Annotated in this window: 8 protein-coding genes; 7 read left to right on the top strand and 1 reads right to left on the bottom strand. The window is 61.5% G+C overall.

Annotated features, from left to right (window positions below; genetic code table 11):
• Positions 1-6: 6 nt before the first annotated feature.
• Positions 7-6,192: an NEL-type E3 ubiquitin ligase domain-containing protein gene (locus BFP96_RS08565; RefSeq protein WP_170875994.1), complete on the bottom strand. Its 6,186-nt coding sequence runs from the start codon at positions 6,190-6,192 to the stop codon at positions 7-9.
• A 430-nt stretch (positions 6,193-6,622) separates the two neighbouring features.
• Here BFP96_RS08565 and BFP96_RS08570 point away from each other — a divergent pair, with 430 nt between their 5' ends.
• The 7 genes from BFP96_RS08570 (at position 6,623) to BFP96_RS08600 (ending at position 18,197) form a co-directional block, all read left to right on the top strand.
• A complete protein-coding gene (locus BFP96_RS08570) occupies positions 6,623-8,926 on the top strand; it encodes a YgiQ family radical SAM protein (protein ID WP_065894512.1) in 2,304 nt (767 codons plus the stop codon).
• A 209-nt stretch (positions 8,927-9,135) separates the two neighbouring features.
• Positions 9,136-10,068 (top strand): NAD synthetase, encoded by a 933-nt coding sequence (locus BFP96_RS08575; protein ID WP_065894513.1) that lies wholly within the window; start codon positions 9,136-9,138, stop codon positions 10,066-10,068.
• On the top strand, positions 10,065-10,514 hold the full coding sequence (locus BFP96_RS08580; RefSeq protein WP_065896731.1) for a hypothetical protein: 450 nt from the start codon (positions 10,065-10,067) through the stop codon (positions 10,512-10,514). The genes BFP96_RS08575 and BFP96_RS08580 overlap by 4 nt, the downstream gene beginning before the upstream one ends.
• 288 nt (positions 10,515-10,802) lie before the next feature.
• Positions 10,803-11,252 (top strand): hypothetical protein, encoded by a 450-nt coding sequence (locus BFP96_RS08585; protein WP_065936029.1) that lies wholly within the window; start codon positions 10,803-10,805, stop codon positions 11,250-11,252.
• 187 nt (positions 11,253-11,439) lie between these two features.
• Positions 11,440-14,730, top strand: coding sequence for a transglutaminase family protein (locus BFP96_RS08590; protein ID WP_065936030.1), 3,291 nt, complete (start codon positions 11,440-11,442; stop codon positions 14,728-14,730).
• Positions 14,731-14,820: 90 nt separating this feature from the next.
• Entirely contained in the window at positions 14,821-17,307 is a 2,487-nt protein-coding gene (locus BFP96_RS08595) for a circularly permuted type 2 ATP-grasp protein (protein WP_065894521.1), read from the top strand.
• The gene (locus tag BFP96_RS08600) at positions 17,307-18,197 is read left to right on the top strand and encodes a transglutaminase family protein (RefSeq protein WP_065936031.1); all 891 of its coding nucleotides are present in this window, start codon (positions 17,307-17,309) and stop codon (positions 18,195-18,197) included. The genes BFP96_RS08595 and BFP96_RS08600 overlap by 1 nt, the downstream gene beginning before the upstream one ends.
• Positions 18,198-18,208: the final 11 nt, after the last annotated feature.

The raw sequence follows: 18,208 nt of genomic DNA on the forward strand, positions 1-18,208 counted from the left end.
CCGGGATCATTCGGCCAGCACTTGCCGAGTCAGTGTCTGGATCAGCTCGGCTTCTTCGATAGCGAGCTGGGCCTGCTCGTCATCGGTTTGCTTCTTGTAGTCTGCTTCCGGCAGCAGTCCGGCGACAAAACTGTCACGTAATGCATTCAATCGTTCCTGAGCGGGTTGGCGCTGCGCTTCGAATTGCGCTCGGTATTTGTTGGTTATATAGACCTGCCAGAACTCCCTGGAAACCAGTGCCTGGAATTCCTCAGGTGAATTATCCAGGGCCACGATTTTTTCATAAGCGCTATCCAGCCTGTCCTGAGTGACGTCACCCATCTGGGTAAAGGCCGTCCGCTGAGGCTGTCCGGGCAGCTGGAGGCGATCCTTGAGACCGTAGCGATAAGCCAGCCTGATCTCGACTTCCTCACTCAGGCGCAGGCGATGGGGGCGTTTCCCTTCTTCCGATACCGTCGGATCGTTGACGATCATCTCGCTGCGCTGGATGTCGGCTGAGGCGAACTTGTCCACTTCGTGCAAACGGAACAGCCCTCTGGACAATGCCGACAGCGCCTTGCCTTGTGATTGGTCCATGGCTTGACTCAGGGCCCTGTATACCAGGACCGCGACCTCCAGGTTGCCAAACGAGAACGCCGCTCGGTCGCAGCACGCAGGTTCGCCGGCCCGATCGAAAACTTCTCTGCGCAGCTGTTCGGACTCCGGACTGTTTTCGGAGATGGCGTCGATCAACTCCCAGACTCTTCGCCGGTGATCCTGCTGGCCCGTACCCAGTTGCTCCAGGCGCCTGAGCAGGTCGAAGAAAGGCTCCGCTCCCTGCTGTTCGCGCAGCATATTCCATTGCGCCCGCCTGGCGGAAACCTGGGCGGAGGCCAGTCCGTTGGTCAAGCGTCGAAACGACTCGTCGCCCCGATTTCTAAAGGGTGCCGGTGACCTGTTTTCGGTGGATGTGACCACTAGACGGTTCGGCTGCCCCACTTGGGCGAGCCCGGCTGTGATCAACCGTTCTGCGTATTGCGCGACCCGCGTCAACGTCTGATCGGACAATGGATTGCCGGTAACAGAGGTCACGTTATTGAGTCGGGCCGCCTGGGCCAGGAGCGCATCTGTAGGCGCGATGACGGCGTCAGGGATCTCTGTAATCCGGTTGGCATTCAGGTTGATCGTGTCCAGCAGCGGCTGCTCCGCCAGGCCCGTCGGCCATGTCTCAATGCCTGTGCCCGACAGATTAATCGAGCGGATATCGGGTATCTGGCTGAAGTCGGGGGTCACGCCGAGCTGTTGGTTTCCCTGTAACAAGAGCGCTCTGAGCGTGACGCGTTCCGCCAGGATGCGGGCGGTGTCCGGGGTCAGGCGAATACGGTTGTTATGCAGATACAAGCGCGTAAGGCCGTGCATCTCGCCCAATGCCGGGGGAAGGTCCCTGAGCTGATTGTCTGCCAGGTTCAGCCAGCGTACGTGTCGGTATCGCGTCAGGAAGCTTTCCGGGGAAACACTCAGGTTCATATTATCCAGCTTGAGTGAGCCTACGTGGCTGAAGTCTACGTCAAGGTCTGGCAGGCTCGGCAGTGTCAGTCCACTGAGATCGAGTTGCAGGCCGATCGGTGTGCCGTCATTGGCCAGCATCTGTGGTGTTTCTCGTCTCCAGCAACTCAGAATACGAGCTTTAGCGATGTCGCGATCCCCCCGAGTCACTGCATTGGTTGCCAATTGGCCTGCGCGAACGTAGCCCTGACGGCGAACGCCTCCCGAAAAGGCCCAGGCGTCCAACTGTGATTGGAGTTGATTGAACTCAAGTTCCAGCCTGTCCAGCTCTGCCGCCACTGTTCCTTTGGGGAGCCCCCAGAGAAACTCTCGACTTTGCTTGATGCTCTTGCCCGGATACATCCGCCGATACCTTTCAACCCTTGGATTGCCACAGTCAAACGCGCTGTCGATTGCGTTGTTGATCAGGTTCGGATGGTTTTCATGCAGATTGCGCCAATAGCTGTCGAATTTTCTCCAGTATTTAGCGGGGAAGTCATTGCCTTGCAGCTGCGTGACGTTATTGATCCGGACGATGGCCTCCAATTGATCGGTCGGTGGGTTCAGGCAGATTTCAGGCACTGCGCGCAGGCGGTTATTGAGCAGTTTGACGCTTTTCAGGTTGGTTTGACTCAGCAGGCCTATTGGCCATTGATCGATCTGTGTACTGCTGAGGTCCAGGGTTTGCAGTTTCGGCATGCCACTGAAATCTGGTGTTATCCCCAGCGGGTTTTCCGACAGATCGATATGTTCAAGCTGGGCCAGGCCGGCCAATTTTTCAGCGCTGGGTACATCCAGCCTGATCTGGTTCGAGCTCACGTTCAGCGAGGTTAATTGGCTCATTTCGCTGACCGCTGTGGGAAGCCTGTCGAGTTTGGAGTGGGTGATGCTCAGTCGCTCCAGATTGGAGAAATTGCCCAGGAACGTATCGGCCCCGTCCGACCAGTTGATCGACACAAGATCCAACTTCCGTACATGGCTGAAGTCGGCTTTCAGTCCAGGAAGCGCAGCCGTACCCGGCGGCATCCTGAGTGATGTCCCGGTCTCACGACGCCAGCAGCGTTTGACCTCATCGGTAACGAGCCTGGGCCAGCTTGCAGATTCGGATGCGTTCGCATGCCGCCATGCTTTCAACTCCCTGCCGAGGGTTCTGTATTCGGTTTCTCGTCGAGCCAGTCCGCCGGCAATGTCGTTGTCCAGAGACTGGATAAAGGCGTTGATCTGTCCCTGGTCAAACGACGGAAACAGTGTGTGTACTCGCCGCTGCGGACTGCGCAGTTGATTCAAGAGGGCGCTGGCACTGTCGGCCAATTGCCGAAAGAACGACCAGTCATGCCATTCGCCTCGTACACCCCCCGGAGCACCGACGAGGGCGCTGACCCACACATTGGCGGCGTTGCGCCGGATGGCATGGCTTTCACCGAGGCGGCTGCTGTTGTAGACGTTAGCCTCGTCCATTGCTACCGGATCGCCCGGTTTGACGATGCGCCAGACTTTGCCAGTCGCCGAGGAAGCGTCGCGGTCGAGCATGACCCGGTAGGTGCCGTTGTCGATGGTCACGTATCGACGCTCGCCCATGGCGTGGATGCCGTCTGCATCGGCATTGTCTGGCACATGCCAGTGGGGTATCCGGAAAGCACTGATGCTTGAGGTTGATAGCGGCGCCTCCCGCGAAGGTGTGAGGAATTGCGGCAGATGCGCCTGTTGTACGCGCGCCTGTTCAAGCACGTCCTGGGCCAGCACGGCGATGTCGTGGGGCTCAAGGCCCAACTCATTGCGTTGGGTTTCGGTGAGCGCGCGCAGGGTGGCGCCGAGTAGGCTGTTCTGCCCGGCGACGGCCGTTTTCAGTTCGCCACTGCCCTGTAGGTAGCCGGCATATTCAGTGCCGGACTTGACCAGCATGACGAAGCTGTCTGCGTCTTCGCTCCCATAGGTTTCCAGCAGTGAGCCTCGGTGGGTGATCCGCCCGGTCTGATCGGTGGCGCCTTGGTAAACCTTTACACCGAGGTCGCTCGGCCAACCCGGCAAGAGCGTCAGCAGGTTGCAGAACAGGGCCTGGCTGTGCGCGTTGAGCCCGAGGCCGCTCGGGTCCGAAAGTGCGTTGAGCGCCTCAGTGATGGTGCTTTGTTGAATACTCTTGTGAATGGCTTCGCGTACTGGAGCCTCCAGGAACGAGTAAAGGCCGATGTCGCGTAATGCGGGATGAAGCCTTAGCAAATCTGCGGCCATTGCTCGTGACAGGTCCGGAAAGCGACGCCGCAACAGGCTGATGGCGGGGTCACCACCGGCTGTCTGCTCAAACAGTGCCGTGGGTGCAAACCGAGTGGCTGGATGTTGTGCATTCATGTGGTCGCGCAGTCGGCCATCGCGTAACGCCTCATACACGGCTGCTTGATGCGTCTGAAGGTGTGCCGCGAGTTTTTTTCTCAGCTCAAGCAATCGGCTCGCCAGGTGGTGCGCTTCACTGCCGTGACCTGCCTGACCCAACGTGCTACCCGGGATGAGTCGTTCATGTTCCTGCAAGACCTGTTGCATGAGTGAGCCGACCGGCGAGCCAAATGCCGGTGCCAGGTAACGATCACGCCCCTCCTGGCGCAGCTCGATGGTGGCCAACGGTTGTGTGTGGGGCGCGAGCACCGGGGTGTAGCTGGACAGCAAGGTTTTGCCGTCAGGGGTGTACAGCTTGATCGTGCAGGTGCCCAGGTCTGCCAGTAGTGCAGGCATGATCTGGTCGGCGATGGGCGGCAGCGGGCCATCGCTGCGCTCTAGCGCTGTTTGCAGCTGGGTGAGCCCTTCGCGCAGTTGCTGATTCTCGATGGCTTGTGTCAAGGCGACAGGGCCGGGCCGGCGATCGAACCAGATATCCAGCAATTCCTGGCGATCAACGGCTGCGACATCCAACGCGCGCTTGCTGGCGGTCGGGCTCAACGGCAGTTCGCTGGGCGAGATCATGTGCTGCAGCAATTGGGCTTCGTTCAGCGCGCGGGTATCGATGGAGTCGAGTGTCCAGCGGTCATGTTTGGCCGAGTAAGTGACATAGGGGTGAATGCTTGAAGAGCCCGGCATGTCCAGTTGATAGCGCCCGGAGCTCTTCTCGAGGGTGACCTGGGCGAATTTGGTTTGGTTGTCGACCTGCAGCTTGATGTAGCTGCGGCCGCCCTTTTCAAACAGGCCTTGAGGGTTTTGTTCAAGTCCTGTCAGGTAGTTCGGGTCGATTTGTGTGTAGTCGTTGATGAACCACAACCCTGGCTTGCCGTCTGTGGCAATAGCGTAGTTGGGGTTGCCCAGCGCGCTCATCAACCGACGGGTGCGGCGGGCAGACAACTTGGCCGCCGCCCCCTGTAAACGCAGCCCCACCAGCAGGTCAAGAATGTCGCCGACGGCTTGCACCAGCTCTGCCTGCTGGCCTCGGCGCAGCGCCACAATGGCAGACCAGGTCTGGTAGACGAGGGTGCCCAGCATTGCGACCAGCATGATTTTGCCCAAGCCGGTCACGCCACCGGGGAGCGGAATCAGCAGCATCGACAAGGTCTCGCTGACCAGATAGGTGGCCAACGCAACGGCGGCCTCGCGGTCCGCCATTTTATTGGTGCGCGCCAGTCGGATAAGGTCCGATTGGATTGGCCACGACTGGTAGATCGGCAAGGTGAGGGCGAGGCTGCGGATGTCCGTGCCGATTTTTTCCACCGCCAGTTTTTGCCTGTTTGGGGTCTTGCTGGCAAACAGGTCGTACAGGATCCGTGCGTGCCAGGAGAGGTCGTCCCGGTTGACATTCAGCGGTTTGATGAAGGCTCGCAGCTTTTCCTGATTGTTCAGGGAGATGGCCTTCATGAACCAACTGAAGTGTGCCAGCCCCACGTCGTTGCGGATCTGGTTCTGCAGGGCGTCCACGGCTTCTTGCCCAGAGGCGTGCCGCCGTAGTGCGCCGTTGGGGCGGTCCGGGAAATAACTGTAGACGCAAGAACCGTCTGGCGTATCAAAGCGACGAGTGAAAAACGGCAAGGCAATCTTGTCGCCGCCGGCGTCCAGTTGGTAGAGGTCCCAATGCACGCTGGTGTCGAACAGCCAGCTTTTGAGGTCATTGAATTCCCGCTCGCTGATACTCCAGGACTCATTGGTGCGATAGGCGTCCCTCAAAGCGACCAGCAGCTTGGTGCCTTGCAGGCCGGAGAGCGGGGTGGACAGGCGCTTCATGAACTCTTTTTCGATGTAGTCGCTGATGCGCTTGCCGATGTCCACGCTCCTTGCCACGCCCACGAACTCTTTGACGCTGATGACGTCGCCGCTGATAGAGCTGGCGCGTTGTTCTTCGGTGGAGAAATACGCGGTAAACCCGAAGTTGCGATACGCGGCCTCCAGCAAGGTGATCGAGCGTTCGTACTCACGTACGCCCAGGTCCTCTTTGTAGATACGCACGTTGTTGCCCAGGCGATCGTTGGCGGGGAGGTCATCCGGGGAGACCGGCAACTGCCGGATCCGCGTCTTCAGGTAGGTAGTACGCGAATTGATGGCCGTGCCGGTTTTGCTCTTCAGCGCGCGCTCCAGAGCGTCGACCATTTGCTGGCTCAGGTCGTCGTAAAGAGCTGTGAGGGCGTTGCCAAGGGTTTGCTCGCGCTCCACCAGCTCTTTGCTCAGGCGCAGGTATTCTTTTTGCTCATCCACGCCCATCTTGCCCATGAAGGCGGTTACGTTTTCCTGTATCAGCTGATAAATCTGTTGTTCGGCCCAGCTTGCATTGGTGAGTAATGCAGGTTGCTCTGCATCAGGGGTGACTGAGTTGGTCATGGTGTGTGCTCAGGAAGAGAGCGCTTGGCATGGCAGCCTGGCAGGCGCTCTGTTGAAAGGACCGAGCGACATTAGGGCGGACAGTATCGAAAGAAGCGGTGCATAAAGCTGTGCGCTGAAAACGCCCCGGCCGCTGCACCGTCAATGACGACGAGTGATCAGCACCCCCATGCGGGCCCTGCCACCAGCAAAACCGGGCTATAAGCGCCGTCGGGCGCGGCGTGGCTAAAAGCCGACCACTGTCGTCGGAATTGGTCAAAATTTGTGCTATATTCCGCGCCCGCGATTTTTCATCTCAACACCGGTCACCGTCATGCAAACAGCCAAGCCGTTATTTGACTATCCCAAGTACTGGGCCGAATGTTTCGGTCCTGCGCCATTCCTGCCGATGAGCAGGGAGGAGATGGATCAGCTTGGCTGGGATTCCTGCGACATCATCATCGTCACCGGTGATGCCTACGTTGACCATCCGTCGTTCGGCATGGCGATCATCGGCCGGCTGCTGGAGTCCCAGGGCTTTCGCGTCGGGATCATTGCGCAGCCGAACTGGCAGTCCAAAGACGACTTCATGAAGCTCGGCGAGCCGAACCTGTTCTTCGGCGTCGCGGCCGGCAACATGGACTCGATGATCAACCGTTACACCGCCGACAAGAAAATCCGCTCCGACGACGCCTACACCCCTGGCGGCATGGCCGGCAAACGCCCGGACCGTGCGAGCCTGGTGTACAGCCAGCGTTGCAAGGAAGCCTACAAGAACGTGCCAATCGTGCTTGGCGGTATCGAAGCCTCCCTGCGCCGCATCGCCCACTACGACTACTGGCAGGACCGTGTGCGCAACTCGATCCTGATCGACGCCACCGCCGATATCCTGCTGTACGGCAACGCCGAGCGGGCCATCGTCGAAGTGGCCCAACGCCTGTCGTGGGGCCATAAGATCGAAGACATCACCGACGTGCGCGGCACCGCGTTCATTCGCCGTGACACCCCGGCGGGCTGGTATGAAGTGGACTCCACGCGCATCGACCGCCCGGGCAAGGTCGACAAGATCATCAACCCGTACGTCAATACCCAGGACACCCAGGCTTGCGCCATCGAGCAGGAAAAAGGCGCGGTGGACGACCCGGAAGAAGCCAAGGTCGTACAGATCCTGGCCAGCCCGCGCATGACCCGCGACAAGACCGTCATCCGCCTGCCTTCGGTGGAAAAAGTCCGTGGCGATGCAGTGCTCTACGCCCACGCCAACCGCGTGTTGCACCTGGAAACCAACCCAGGCAACGCCCGCGCCCTGGTGCAGAAGCACGGTGAAGTCGACGTGTGGTTCAACCCGCCGCCCATTCCGATGACCACCGAAGAAATGGACTACGTGTTCGGCATGCCTTACGCCCGTGTCCCGCACCCGGCGTACGGCAAGGAGAAGATCCCGGCCTACGACATGATCCGCTTCTCGGTGAACATCATGCGTGGCTGCTTCGGCGGCTGCACTTTCTGCTCGATCACCGAGCACGAAGGCCGCATCATCCAGAACCGTTCCGAAGAGTCGATCATTCGCGAGATCGAAGAGATCCGCGACAAGGTGCCGGGCTTTACCGGCGTGATCTCCGACCTCGGTGGGCCAACCGCGAACATGTATCGCATCGCCTGCAAGAGCCCGGAAATCGAATCCGCGTGCCGCAAGCCGTCGTGCGTGTTCCCTGGCATCTGCCCGAACCTGAACACCGACCACTCGTCGCTGATCCAGCTGTACCGCAGCGCCCGTGCGTTGCCGGGTGTGAAGAAGATCCTGATCGCCTCCGGCCTGCGTTACGACCTGGCCGTTGAGTCGCCGGAATACGTCAAGGAACTGGTGACCCACCACGTCGGTGGCTACCTGAAGATCGCCCCGGAGCATACCGAGGAAGGTCCGCTCAACCAGATGATGAAACCGGGCATCGGCAGCTATGACAAGTTCAAGCGCATGTTCGAGAAGTACACCAAGGAAGCGGGCAAGGAACAGTACCTGATCCCGTACTTCATCGCCGCTCACCCCGGCACCACCGATGAAGACATGATGAACCTGGCCCTGTGGCTCAAGGGCAACGGCTTCCGTGCCGACCAGGTGCAGGCGTTCTATCCGTCGCCGATGGCCACCGCCACCGCGATGTACCACTCGGGCAAGAACCCGCTGCGCAAGGTCACCTACAAGAGCGATGCGGTGACCATCGTCAAGAGCGAAGAGCAGCGCCGCCTGCACAAGGCGTTCCTGCGCTACCACGACCCCAAGGGCTGGCCGATGCTGCGTGAAGCGCTGACCCGCATGGGCCGCGCCGACCTGATCGGGCCGGGCAAGGACCAACTGATTCCGCTGCACCAGCCGAGCACCGACAGCTACCAGAGCGCGCGTCGCAAGAACTCGACGCCGGCCGGCAGCCACAAGGTCGCCAGGGAAACCACCACCAAAATCCTCACCCAGCACACCGGCCTGCCACCGCGTGGCAGTGATGGCAGCAACCCGTGGGACAAGCGCGAGCAAGCCAAGGCGGCGGCGCAGGCGCGCAACAAACAGGCGGCGAAGGAACGTACCGATGCGGCGAAGGGCAAAGGCGGCAAGCCTGTGCGCAAGCCGGTGGTGCCGCGTTGATCGCAGCCTGACATGCCAAACGCCAGCCTCGTGCTGGCGTTTTGCTTTCTAGTCGGTGGTGAGCCTGTTTGGTATGGTGGCGCCTATCAGATTGCTATCGGGGGCAAGCCCCCTCCCACACGTTGATGCGTGTATACATTCAAAATGTGGGAGGGGGCTTGCCCCCGATAGCGTCAGTTCCGTCACCCCCTTCAAGGAAGATCACCCCCATGAGCAACCCCCTGCTCAGCATCGGCATGGACTCCAACCGCTCCCAGTTCATGGCGCGCCAGCGTATTGAAAGTCAGATCAACCTGCCGCGGTTGTTTGCAGCTATCGACGCCGATCCGGGCATCGTCGGGGCTGGCGTTGTGTATATCGACGCTGACCTCAACGTTATCACTCTGCGCGAATTCAAGCCCATCTGCAGTATCAGGCCCAAGCGCATCATCTTGCGCGAGGCGCAGAAATACATCTCGCCCGCACAGTTTGTAGAGCAGGTGAAGACCGACCCCCGCGAAGGACGTCTGAGGAAAGAGGCGTTTGATATGGGCCTTTCATGTGGCGCAGCGGTGATCGGCTGGATCGTTGTATTCAGCGGCAGCGTCGCTGTGCCGTTCACTGCGGGTGCCAGTGCGTTTGTGGTGGGTATCGGCGTCACTGCGGCGCTGGCGAGCAGCGCCCAATGCGGATTTGGCGTGGCGCGTACCTATAACGAAATACTTGATCCCGATGCGAACGACCGCATGGACGACGCCGAATGGTATGGCGCGGTTTCGCCCATCCTCGATGCGGCCTCGCTGGTGGGGATCGGCACGGGGGCCTTGACCACGGTCAGGCTGCTCAAAGCCAACAAGGCCGCCGCGTTGGGTAAGAGTTGGTATGAGCTGCTCAAGGGCCTGAGCCGTCAGGAACGCAAGAAATTGACCAAGGAGTTGCTCAGCCTGCGCGATCCGAGCCTGACGCCCAAGTTGCTCAAGCTGCAGCAGCGCGCCGGCAAGCTGACCAAGAGCTACAGCTCCACCGAAATCCGCCACGCCACGCTGACCCAATTGAAAGATGCGCTGGGCGGCCTATTGGGCATCGCCGGTAGCTATCGAACCGGGCATGTCGGTACGGCCAGCACCATTGCGATCGGCTTGTACGAGGATTTGACCGAATGAGCGGCTTCCCCGATATGCGCAGTTTTCTCGCCCGTTATTTTCCGGTGTTCATGGGCACCGTCTTCATGGCGATCTTCTCCGGCTCAGTCGCAGTTTCCACTGCGGGCGTGACCTATTTGCGTGGGGTAGAGCCAGCGCTCAAGTCCAGCTATTCGGGGGCTGCGATTCTGCTGCTGGTGGTGGTGCTGGTGTTTGGCAACGTGATGATCGCGCGTGGCTATCCCTGGGCGGCCAGGCTGGTGGCGGGATACCTCGGCGCATGCCTGTTGTTCGTCTTGCCGATGATTCAGTACGACCTCAACCGCCTGGTGTACGGTTCGGCGGTTTTGTTCCCACTGCTGGGCTTACTGTTGCTCAACAGCAAGCGCCACCGCGAAATGCGTCAGCGGCTACATGAAATACGGCGCTTGCGACAGGCCGTCGTTGCCCAGCGTAGAGCCCGTTGATTGGGTAGATTCACCACCTGTGTTCGCACCTTCACCAGGAAGTCTGGCCCGCGTTACGATCTCGCGCTAAACCAGGCGGCCGCGCAGGCCTGTAAAACGCCAGTCTCGGGTTGGCGTTTCGCTTTGTGGTAGGTGCTGAGCCTGTTTGGTATGGTGGCGCCTATCAGATTGCTATCGGGGGCAAGCCTCCTCCCACACTTGACTGAGTTCCAGCATGAGAATGCGGTCGAGTGTGGGAGGGGGCTTGCCCCCGATAGCGTCGGTTCAGTTGTACGAGGAAGTAAAAGAATGGGCGAACTGATGACGCTCCGGGACTTTTTCAGGCATTACTTTCTGACATTTCTGGGCGGCGTATTTGCGGCGTATTTTTCATTGGCGTTGGCCATGGCGCTGGCGTTCGTCACCTATTTTGCTGATGCGCCCCTTGCGCAAGTCGGGCGCAAGATCATGCTGGCCGGGGCCGTGTTCACGCTGCTGACGGTGCACAGCAACTTTATGATTTTGCGCGGCAAACCCTCCTGGACATGGTTGATGGTCGGTATCTACGTGGCCTGCCTGCTGTTTGTGTTGCCGATGTTCCAATACGCCCCTCATCCTGTTCTTTATTGGCTGGCGCTGGTTTTTCCACTGTTCGGGCTGCTGATACTCAACAGCAAGGGGCAGCGCGAGATGCGGGCCAAATTGGTGAAAATTCGTCACCTGCGGCAAGCCATCGGCGCCAGGCACAAGGCCCCATGACTGGGTAGATTCACCACCTCCCTCCAGGCGTTCGCCATAAATATGTGCAGCCTTCGCACCATGACGCCACCGTTGGCGCCATTTTGGTGCTGTACTGCGGCGGTTCCCACGATAAAGCGCAATGACCGCCGCTCTGGCATAAGTCTTGCGCGCGTTGTGCCCATGCCCTGGCTCGCAGGAGGCCGCCGTGTCGATTCATGTCGCGTTGCACCACGTTACGCATTACCGCTACGACCGTGCTGTCGAACTCGGCCCGCAAATTGTGCGATTGCGCCCGGCGGCCCATAGCCGCACGCGGATACTGTCCTATGCGCTGAAGGTGCTGCCCGAGCAGCACTTTATCAACTGGCAGCAGGACCCCCAGGGTAATTATCTGGCGCGTCTGGTATTTCCGGAAAAGACTGACGAGCTGCGCGTAGAGGTCGATCTGGTCGCCGAGATGGCGGTATTCAATCCATTCGATTTTTTCCTCGAGCCCTACGCCGAAAACATCCCTTTCAGCTATGCCGCCGATGAGCAGCGCGAACTGGCGCCCTACCTGGAAACGTTGCCGCTGACGCCGAAGTTTGCCGCCTACCTGGCCGGTATCGACCGCACACCGCTGCCGGCCGTGGACTTTCTGGTCGGACTCAACCAGCGCCTGGCCGCCGATATCGGCTACCTGATCCGCATGGAGCCGGGGGTGCAAACCCCGGAGTTCACCCTGGAAAATGCCTCGGGCTCATGCCGCGATTCGGCCTGGCTGCTGGTGCAGCTGCTGCGCAACCTCGGGTTGGCGGCGCGGTTTGTCTCCGGCTATCTGATCCAGCTCACCGCCGATGTCAAAGCCCTGGATGGCCCCTCCGGCACCGACGTGGATTTCACCGACCTGCACGCCTGGTGCGAGGTGTATCTGCCCGGCGCCGGCTGGATCGGCCTGGATGCCACCTCGGGCTTGTTCGCTGGTGAAGGCCATATCCCGTTGGCCTGCAGTCCCGATCCGTCTTCTGCGGCACCGATCAGTGGCTTGGTTGAACCGTGCGAGTGCGAGTTCAGCCACGAGATGTCGGTGGAGCGCCTCTGGGAAGCGCCACGGGTGACCAAGCCCTACACCGAAGAGCAATGGCAGGCGATCCAGGCCCTGGGCCGGCAGATTGATGCTGACCTGCACAGGGACGATGTGCGCCTGACCATGGGCGGCGAACCGACGTTCGTCTCTATCGATGACCCCGACGGCGCCGAATGGAATACCGCCGCCCTGGGCCCGGACAAGCGTCGCCTGTCCGCCGAGCTGTTCCAGCGCCTGCGCAGGCACTACGCGCCGCAGGGCCTGGTGCATTTCGGCCAGGGCAAGTGGTACCCCGGCGAGCAGTTGCCGCGCTGGTCCCTGAACTGCTACTGGCGCCGCGACGGCGTGCCGATCTGGCACAACAGCGCGTTGATCGCCGATGAACAAGCCGACTACGGCGCGGATGGCGTACTGGCCGGGCGCTTCCTGGCCAGCGTCGCCGAGCGTCTCAAGCTGCCGGCCCGTTTCGTGTTCCCGGCGTTTGAAGACAATTTTTACTACCTGTGGCGCGAGGGCGCGCTACCGCAAAACGTCACCGCTCAGGACCCGCGCCTGAGCGATGACCTGGAGCGCGAGCGCCTGCGCAAAGTCTTCAACCAGGGCCTGGATAAAGTCATCGGCCAGGTGCTGCCGCTGGCGCGCACCGCCGCCAATGATCGCTGGCAGAGCGGGCGCTGGTACCTGCGCGACAACCATTGCCGCCTGGTGCCGGGCGACTCGCCGTTGGGTTATCGACTGCCGTTGGCGTCGCAGCCGTGGGTGACAGCGGCGGAATATCCGTTTGTGCATCCGACCGACCCGAATCAGGACCAACCGGCGCTGCCGACCACTGCCCAACTGCACAGTCATGACGAACCGGCCCCGAGTGATGAGCGCGTGCCGCAGGTCGATGAATCCGCCGACTGGCTGACCCGCACTGCGCTGTGCGCCGAAGCGCGGGAAGGGCGCCTGTACCTGTTTATGCCGCCTTTGGAGCGTGTCGAGGATTACCTGGAGCTGGTGACGGCCATCGAGGCGACCGCCGAAGAACTGCATTGCCCGGTGCTGCTGGAAGGCTACGAGCCGCCTTCGGATACACGCCTGAGCAATTTCCGAGTGACGCCGGACCCCGGCGTGATCGAAGTCAACGTGCAGCCGTCCGCCACCTGGGACGAGTTGGTGGAGCGCACCGAATTCCTCTACGAAGAGGCGCGGCAAACCCGCCTGACCACGGAAAAGTTCATGATCGACGGTCGTCATACCGGCACCGGCGGCGGCAACCATTTCGTGCTGGGCGGCGCCACGCCCAAGGATTCACCGTTTCTGCGCCGGCCTGATCTGCTGCGCAGCTTGATCAGTTATTGGCACAACCACCCCTCGCTGTCCTATCTGTTTTCCGGCCTGTTTATCGGACCCACGTCCCAGGCGCCGAGAGTGGATGAGGCGCGCAACGACGCGCTGTATGAGCTGGAAATCGCCTTTGCGCAAATGCCCGAGCCGGGCGAAGAATGCCCGCCCTGGTTGGTCGACCGTTTGCTGCGTAACCTGCTGATCGACGTCACGGGCAATACCCATCGCGCCGAGTTCTGCATCGACAAACTCTATTCCCCTGATGGCGCCACCGGCCGCCTGGGCCTGCTGGAACTGCGCGCCTTTGAAATGCCGCCCCATGCGCGCATGAGCCTCACCCAGCAGTTGCTGTTGCGGGCGCTGGTCGCGCGGTTCTGGCGTGAACCTTACGCGCCACCGAAGTTGGCGCGCTGGGGCACCGAACTGCATGATCGCTTCCTGTTGCCGCACTTTATCGAGCAGGACTTCGCCGATGTGATCGCCGAGCTCAATGCCGCCGGTTATCCGCTGCGCGCCGAGTGGTTTGCCGCGCACCTGGAGTTTCGTTTTCCCAAGGTCGGCGACTATGCCGTCAGCGGTATCGAGCTGGAACTGCGCCAGGCCCTGGAACCCTGGCATGTGCTGGGCGAGGAGGGCGCGGTCGGCGGTACGGTGCGCTATGTGGACTCATCCCTGGAACGTCTGCAAGTGAAGTTGAGCGGCTTGGCACCGCAACGTTATGTACTGACCTGCAATGGCATCCCGGTGCCGCTGCAGCCGACCGGCCGCGTCGGCGAGTTTGTCGCCGGCGTGCGTTACCGCGCCTGGCAACCGGCCAACTGCCTGCAGCCGACCATCGCGGTGCATGCGCCACTGGTGTTCGACCTGGTGGACACCTGGATGCAGCGCTCGCTGGGCGGTTGCCAGTACCATGTCGCCCATCCGGGCGGGCGCAATTACGACAGCTTGCCGGTGAATGCCAATGAAGCCGAGAGCCGGCGGATGGCGCGGTTTTTCCGCTTGGGGCATAGTCCAGGCAAGCTCTGCGTGCCGACTGTGGTGGTGAACGATGAATTGCCGATGACGCTGGATCTGCGCCGCTTCCCTAATAAAAATGATTGAATGACAATCCAAATGTGGGAGGGTCCTCCCACAAGGATTTGCAGTGTTTGTTGAGTTAACCTGAGCCCCCTTGCCTCTGCCGAGCGTTCCATGTCCGATTTGCTCGACCGTTACCCGCTGACTCCGGGCACCTATCACGAACTGCTGGATGACAGCGGCGCAGTGCGTGCCCATTGGCAGCGCCTGCTCGACCACCTGCAACGCAGCACGCCGGCCCAACTGGCCCAGCGCCAGGCATTGCTGACCCGGCAGATCCAGGAAAACGGCGTGACCTACAACGTCTACGCCGATCCCAAGGGCGCCGATCGCCCATGGGAACTGGACCTGTTGCCCCACGTGCTGGCCGCTGACGAGTGGCAGCACCTGTCGGCCGGCATTGCCCAGCGGGCGCGCCTGCTCAATGCCGTGCTCGCCGACCTCTATGGGCCGCAGCGCCTGATCAAGGAAGGCCTGCTGCCCGCCGAGCTGGTATTCGGTCACAACAACTTCCTGTGGCCGTGCCAGGGTATCCAGCCACCGGACGGAGCTTTCCTGCACCTGTACGCCGTGGACCTGGCCCGCACGCCTGATGGACGCTGGTGGGTGACGGCCGACCGAACCCAGGCCCCGTCTGGCGCCGGCTATGCCCTGGAAAACCGCACCATCGTGTCCCGCGCCTTCCCGGATCTTTACCGTGACTTGCAGGTGCAACACCTCACCGGATTCTTTCGCACACTTCAGGAAACCCTGGCCCGCCAGGCGCCCGGCGATGACCAGCCACCGTTGATCGTGCTGCTGACGCCGGGGCGCTTCAACGAAAGCTATTTCGAACACCTCTACCTCGCGCGTCAGCTCGGCTACCCCCTGGTGGAAGGCGGCGACCTCACCGTGCGCGACAGCACCGTGTTTCTCAAGACCCTCAGTGGCCTGCGCCGCGTTCACGCAATCATGCGGCGCCTGGACGACGACTTCTGCGACCCCCTGGAGCTGCGCACCGATTCGGCGCTCGGCGTACCGGGCCTGCTCGATGCCGTGCGCCAGGGCAATGTGCTGGTGGCCAATGCCCTGGGCAGCGGTGTGCTGGAGTCCCCGGGTCTGCTTGGCTTTCTGCCGAAGATCAATGAGTTTTTATTTGGCGAAGCACTGATCCTGCCGTCCATCGCCACCTGGTGGTGCGGCGAGGCGCCGGTGCTGGCCGAGGCGTTGGAGAAGCTGCCGCAGTTGTTGATCAAGCCGGCGTTCCCTTCGCAGAGTTTCGCCCCGGTGTTCGGTCGCGACCTGAACGCCGAACAACGCCAGGCCCTGGCCGACCGCATGCGTGCCAGGCCCTACGCCTATGTTGCCCAGGAGCTGGCGCAGCTGTCCCAGGCGCCGGTGTGGCACACCGTGGACGACCACTTGCAACACCGCGCCATCGGCATGCGCGTGTACGCCGTGGCCAGTGACGACGGCTACCGTGTGCTGCCCGGCGGCCTGACCCGCGTAGCCGCCGAAGCCGATGCCGAAGTGGTGTCGATGCAACGCGGCGGAGCGAGCAAGGACACCTGGGTACTCGGCGAACGTGCGCCCGGTGGCGAGCAGTGGCGCGCCCAGCGCGTGATTGGCGCGCACGACCTGGTGCGCCGCGATCCGTATCTGCCGTCGCGAGTGGTGGAGAACCTGTTCTGGTTTGGCCGTTATTGCGAGCGTTGCGATGACAGTGCGCGCTGGCTGCGTATTGTGCTGGCGCGCTATGTCGACGGCGACGACCCGCTGGCCTTGCAGGCGGCGGTCGAACTGGGCGAAAGCCTGCGGCTGTTGCCGGAAGAGGGCGAGTTGCCCGAGCGCTTGCTGGCCGCCTTGCTCGGCGATGACTGGCCCTCGAGCCTGCGCGCCAATTTGCAGCGTTTGCAGTGGGCGGCGTCCCAGGTGCGCGGCAAATTGTCCCGGGAAAACTGGCAGGCGCTGGTGGAGCTGCAACGCGAAGCCATGGAATTGGAGCGTGAAACCCCGGACTTCGGCGAGTTGCTGGACTTCCTCAACCGTCTGGTGATGTCCCTGGCGGCGCTGTCGGGGTTTGCCCTGGACGATATGACCCGCGACGAGGGCTGGCGCTTCTTGATGATGGGCCGGCGCATCGAGCGCCTGCAGTTCCTGAGCGGCAGCCTTGCCGCGTTCCTGCGCGGGGTGGCGGTCTTCGATCAGGCCGGGCTGGAATGGTTGCTGGAACTGGGCAACAGCAGCATCACCTACCGTTCGCGGTACCTGGCGGTGCCGCAACTGATTCCGGTGCTCGACCTGTTGTTGCTCGACGAGCAGAACCCCCATGCGGTGCTGTTCCAGCTCAAACTGGTGAGCCGCACCTTGCGTCGCTTGAACGATGATTTCGGCGTGCCCCGGGAAACCGGCCTGGGAGCATTGGTGGAGCAGTTGGCGCGCTTCGATCTGGGGTGCCTGGAGAACCCGCTGTTCGGCGAATCCGGCGTGCGCGCCGCCCTGGATGGCCTGGCCGACCTGCTGCAAGCGGTCGCCGATGAAAGCGGGCAAGTGTCGGACCGCCTGGCCCTGCGCCACTTTGCCCATGTGGATGATGTCAGCCAGCAAACGGTGTCGGTGTGATGAGTGCGCGCTATCAGATTTTCCATGACACCCATTATCACTACGACAGCCCGGTGTCCCTGGCCCAGCAGCTGGCGCATTTATGGCCGCGGCCCTGTGCGTGGCAACGGTGCACCTGGCAGACCCTGGATATCAGCCCGCAGCCCTCGTCACGCCGCGATGAGCTGGACGTGTTCGGCAACCCGATCACCCGCCTGGCGTTCGAACGGCCCCATGACGAATTGCTGATCAACGCCGGCCTGACCGTGGAAGTGCTGGCGCGGCCGCCGTTGGATTTGCGCCAGTCGCCGGCGTGGGACCGCACCCGTGACAGCTTTACCTACAGCAGTCAGCCGCTGTCGCCGCAGATCATCGAAGCCTGCCGTTATCGCTTCGAATCGCCTTACGTGCATTTGAAAAGAACCTTCGTCGAGTTCTCCGAAAGCTGCTTCCCGGCCGGCGCACCCCTGTTGATAGGCGTGCAGGCGCTGATGCAGAAGATCTTCAGCGAATTCACCTTCGATGCCGAAGCCACTCAGGTCGCCACGCCGCTGGTGGAAGTGCTGGAGCGTCGTCGCGGTGTATGCCAGGACTTCGCCCACCTGATGCTCGCCTGCCTGCGCTCGCGGGGCCTGGCGGCGCGCTATATCAGCGGCTATCTGCTCACCCAGCCGCCGCCCGGCCAGCCACGGCTGATCGGCGCCGATGCGTCTCATGCCTGGGTGTCGGTGTTTTGTCCGGTGTCGGGTTGGGTGGATTTCGATCCGACGAATAACGTGCGGCCGGCACTGGAGCACATCACCCTGGCCTGGGGCCGGGACTTTTCCGATGTGTCGCCGTTGCGCGGGGTGATATTGGGGGGAGGGAACCATGACCCGGAGGTGCGGGTGACGGTGATGCCGCTGGAATGATCGTGCTTCAG

Origin of the sequence: Pseudomonas sp. 34 E 7 (assembly GCF_900005715.1) — a bacterium.
Taxonomy (GTDB): domain Bacteria; phylum Pseudomonadota; class Gammaproteobacteria; order Pseudomonadales; family Pseudomonadaceae; genus Aquipseudomonas; species Aquipseudomonas orientalis_A.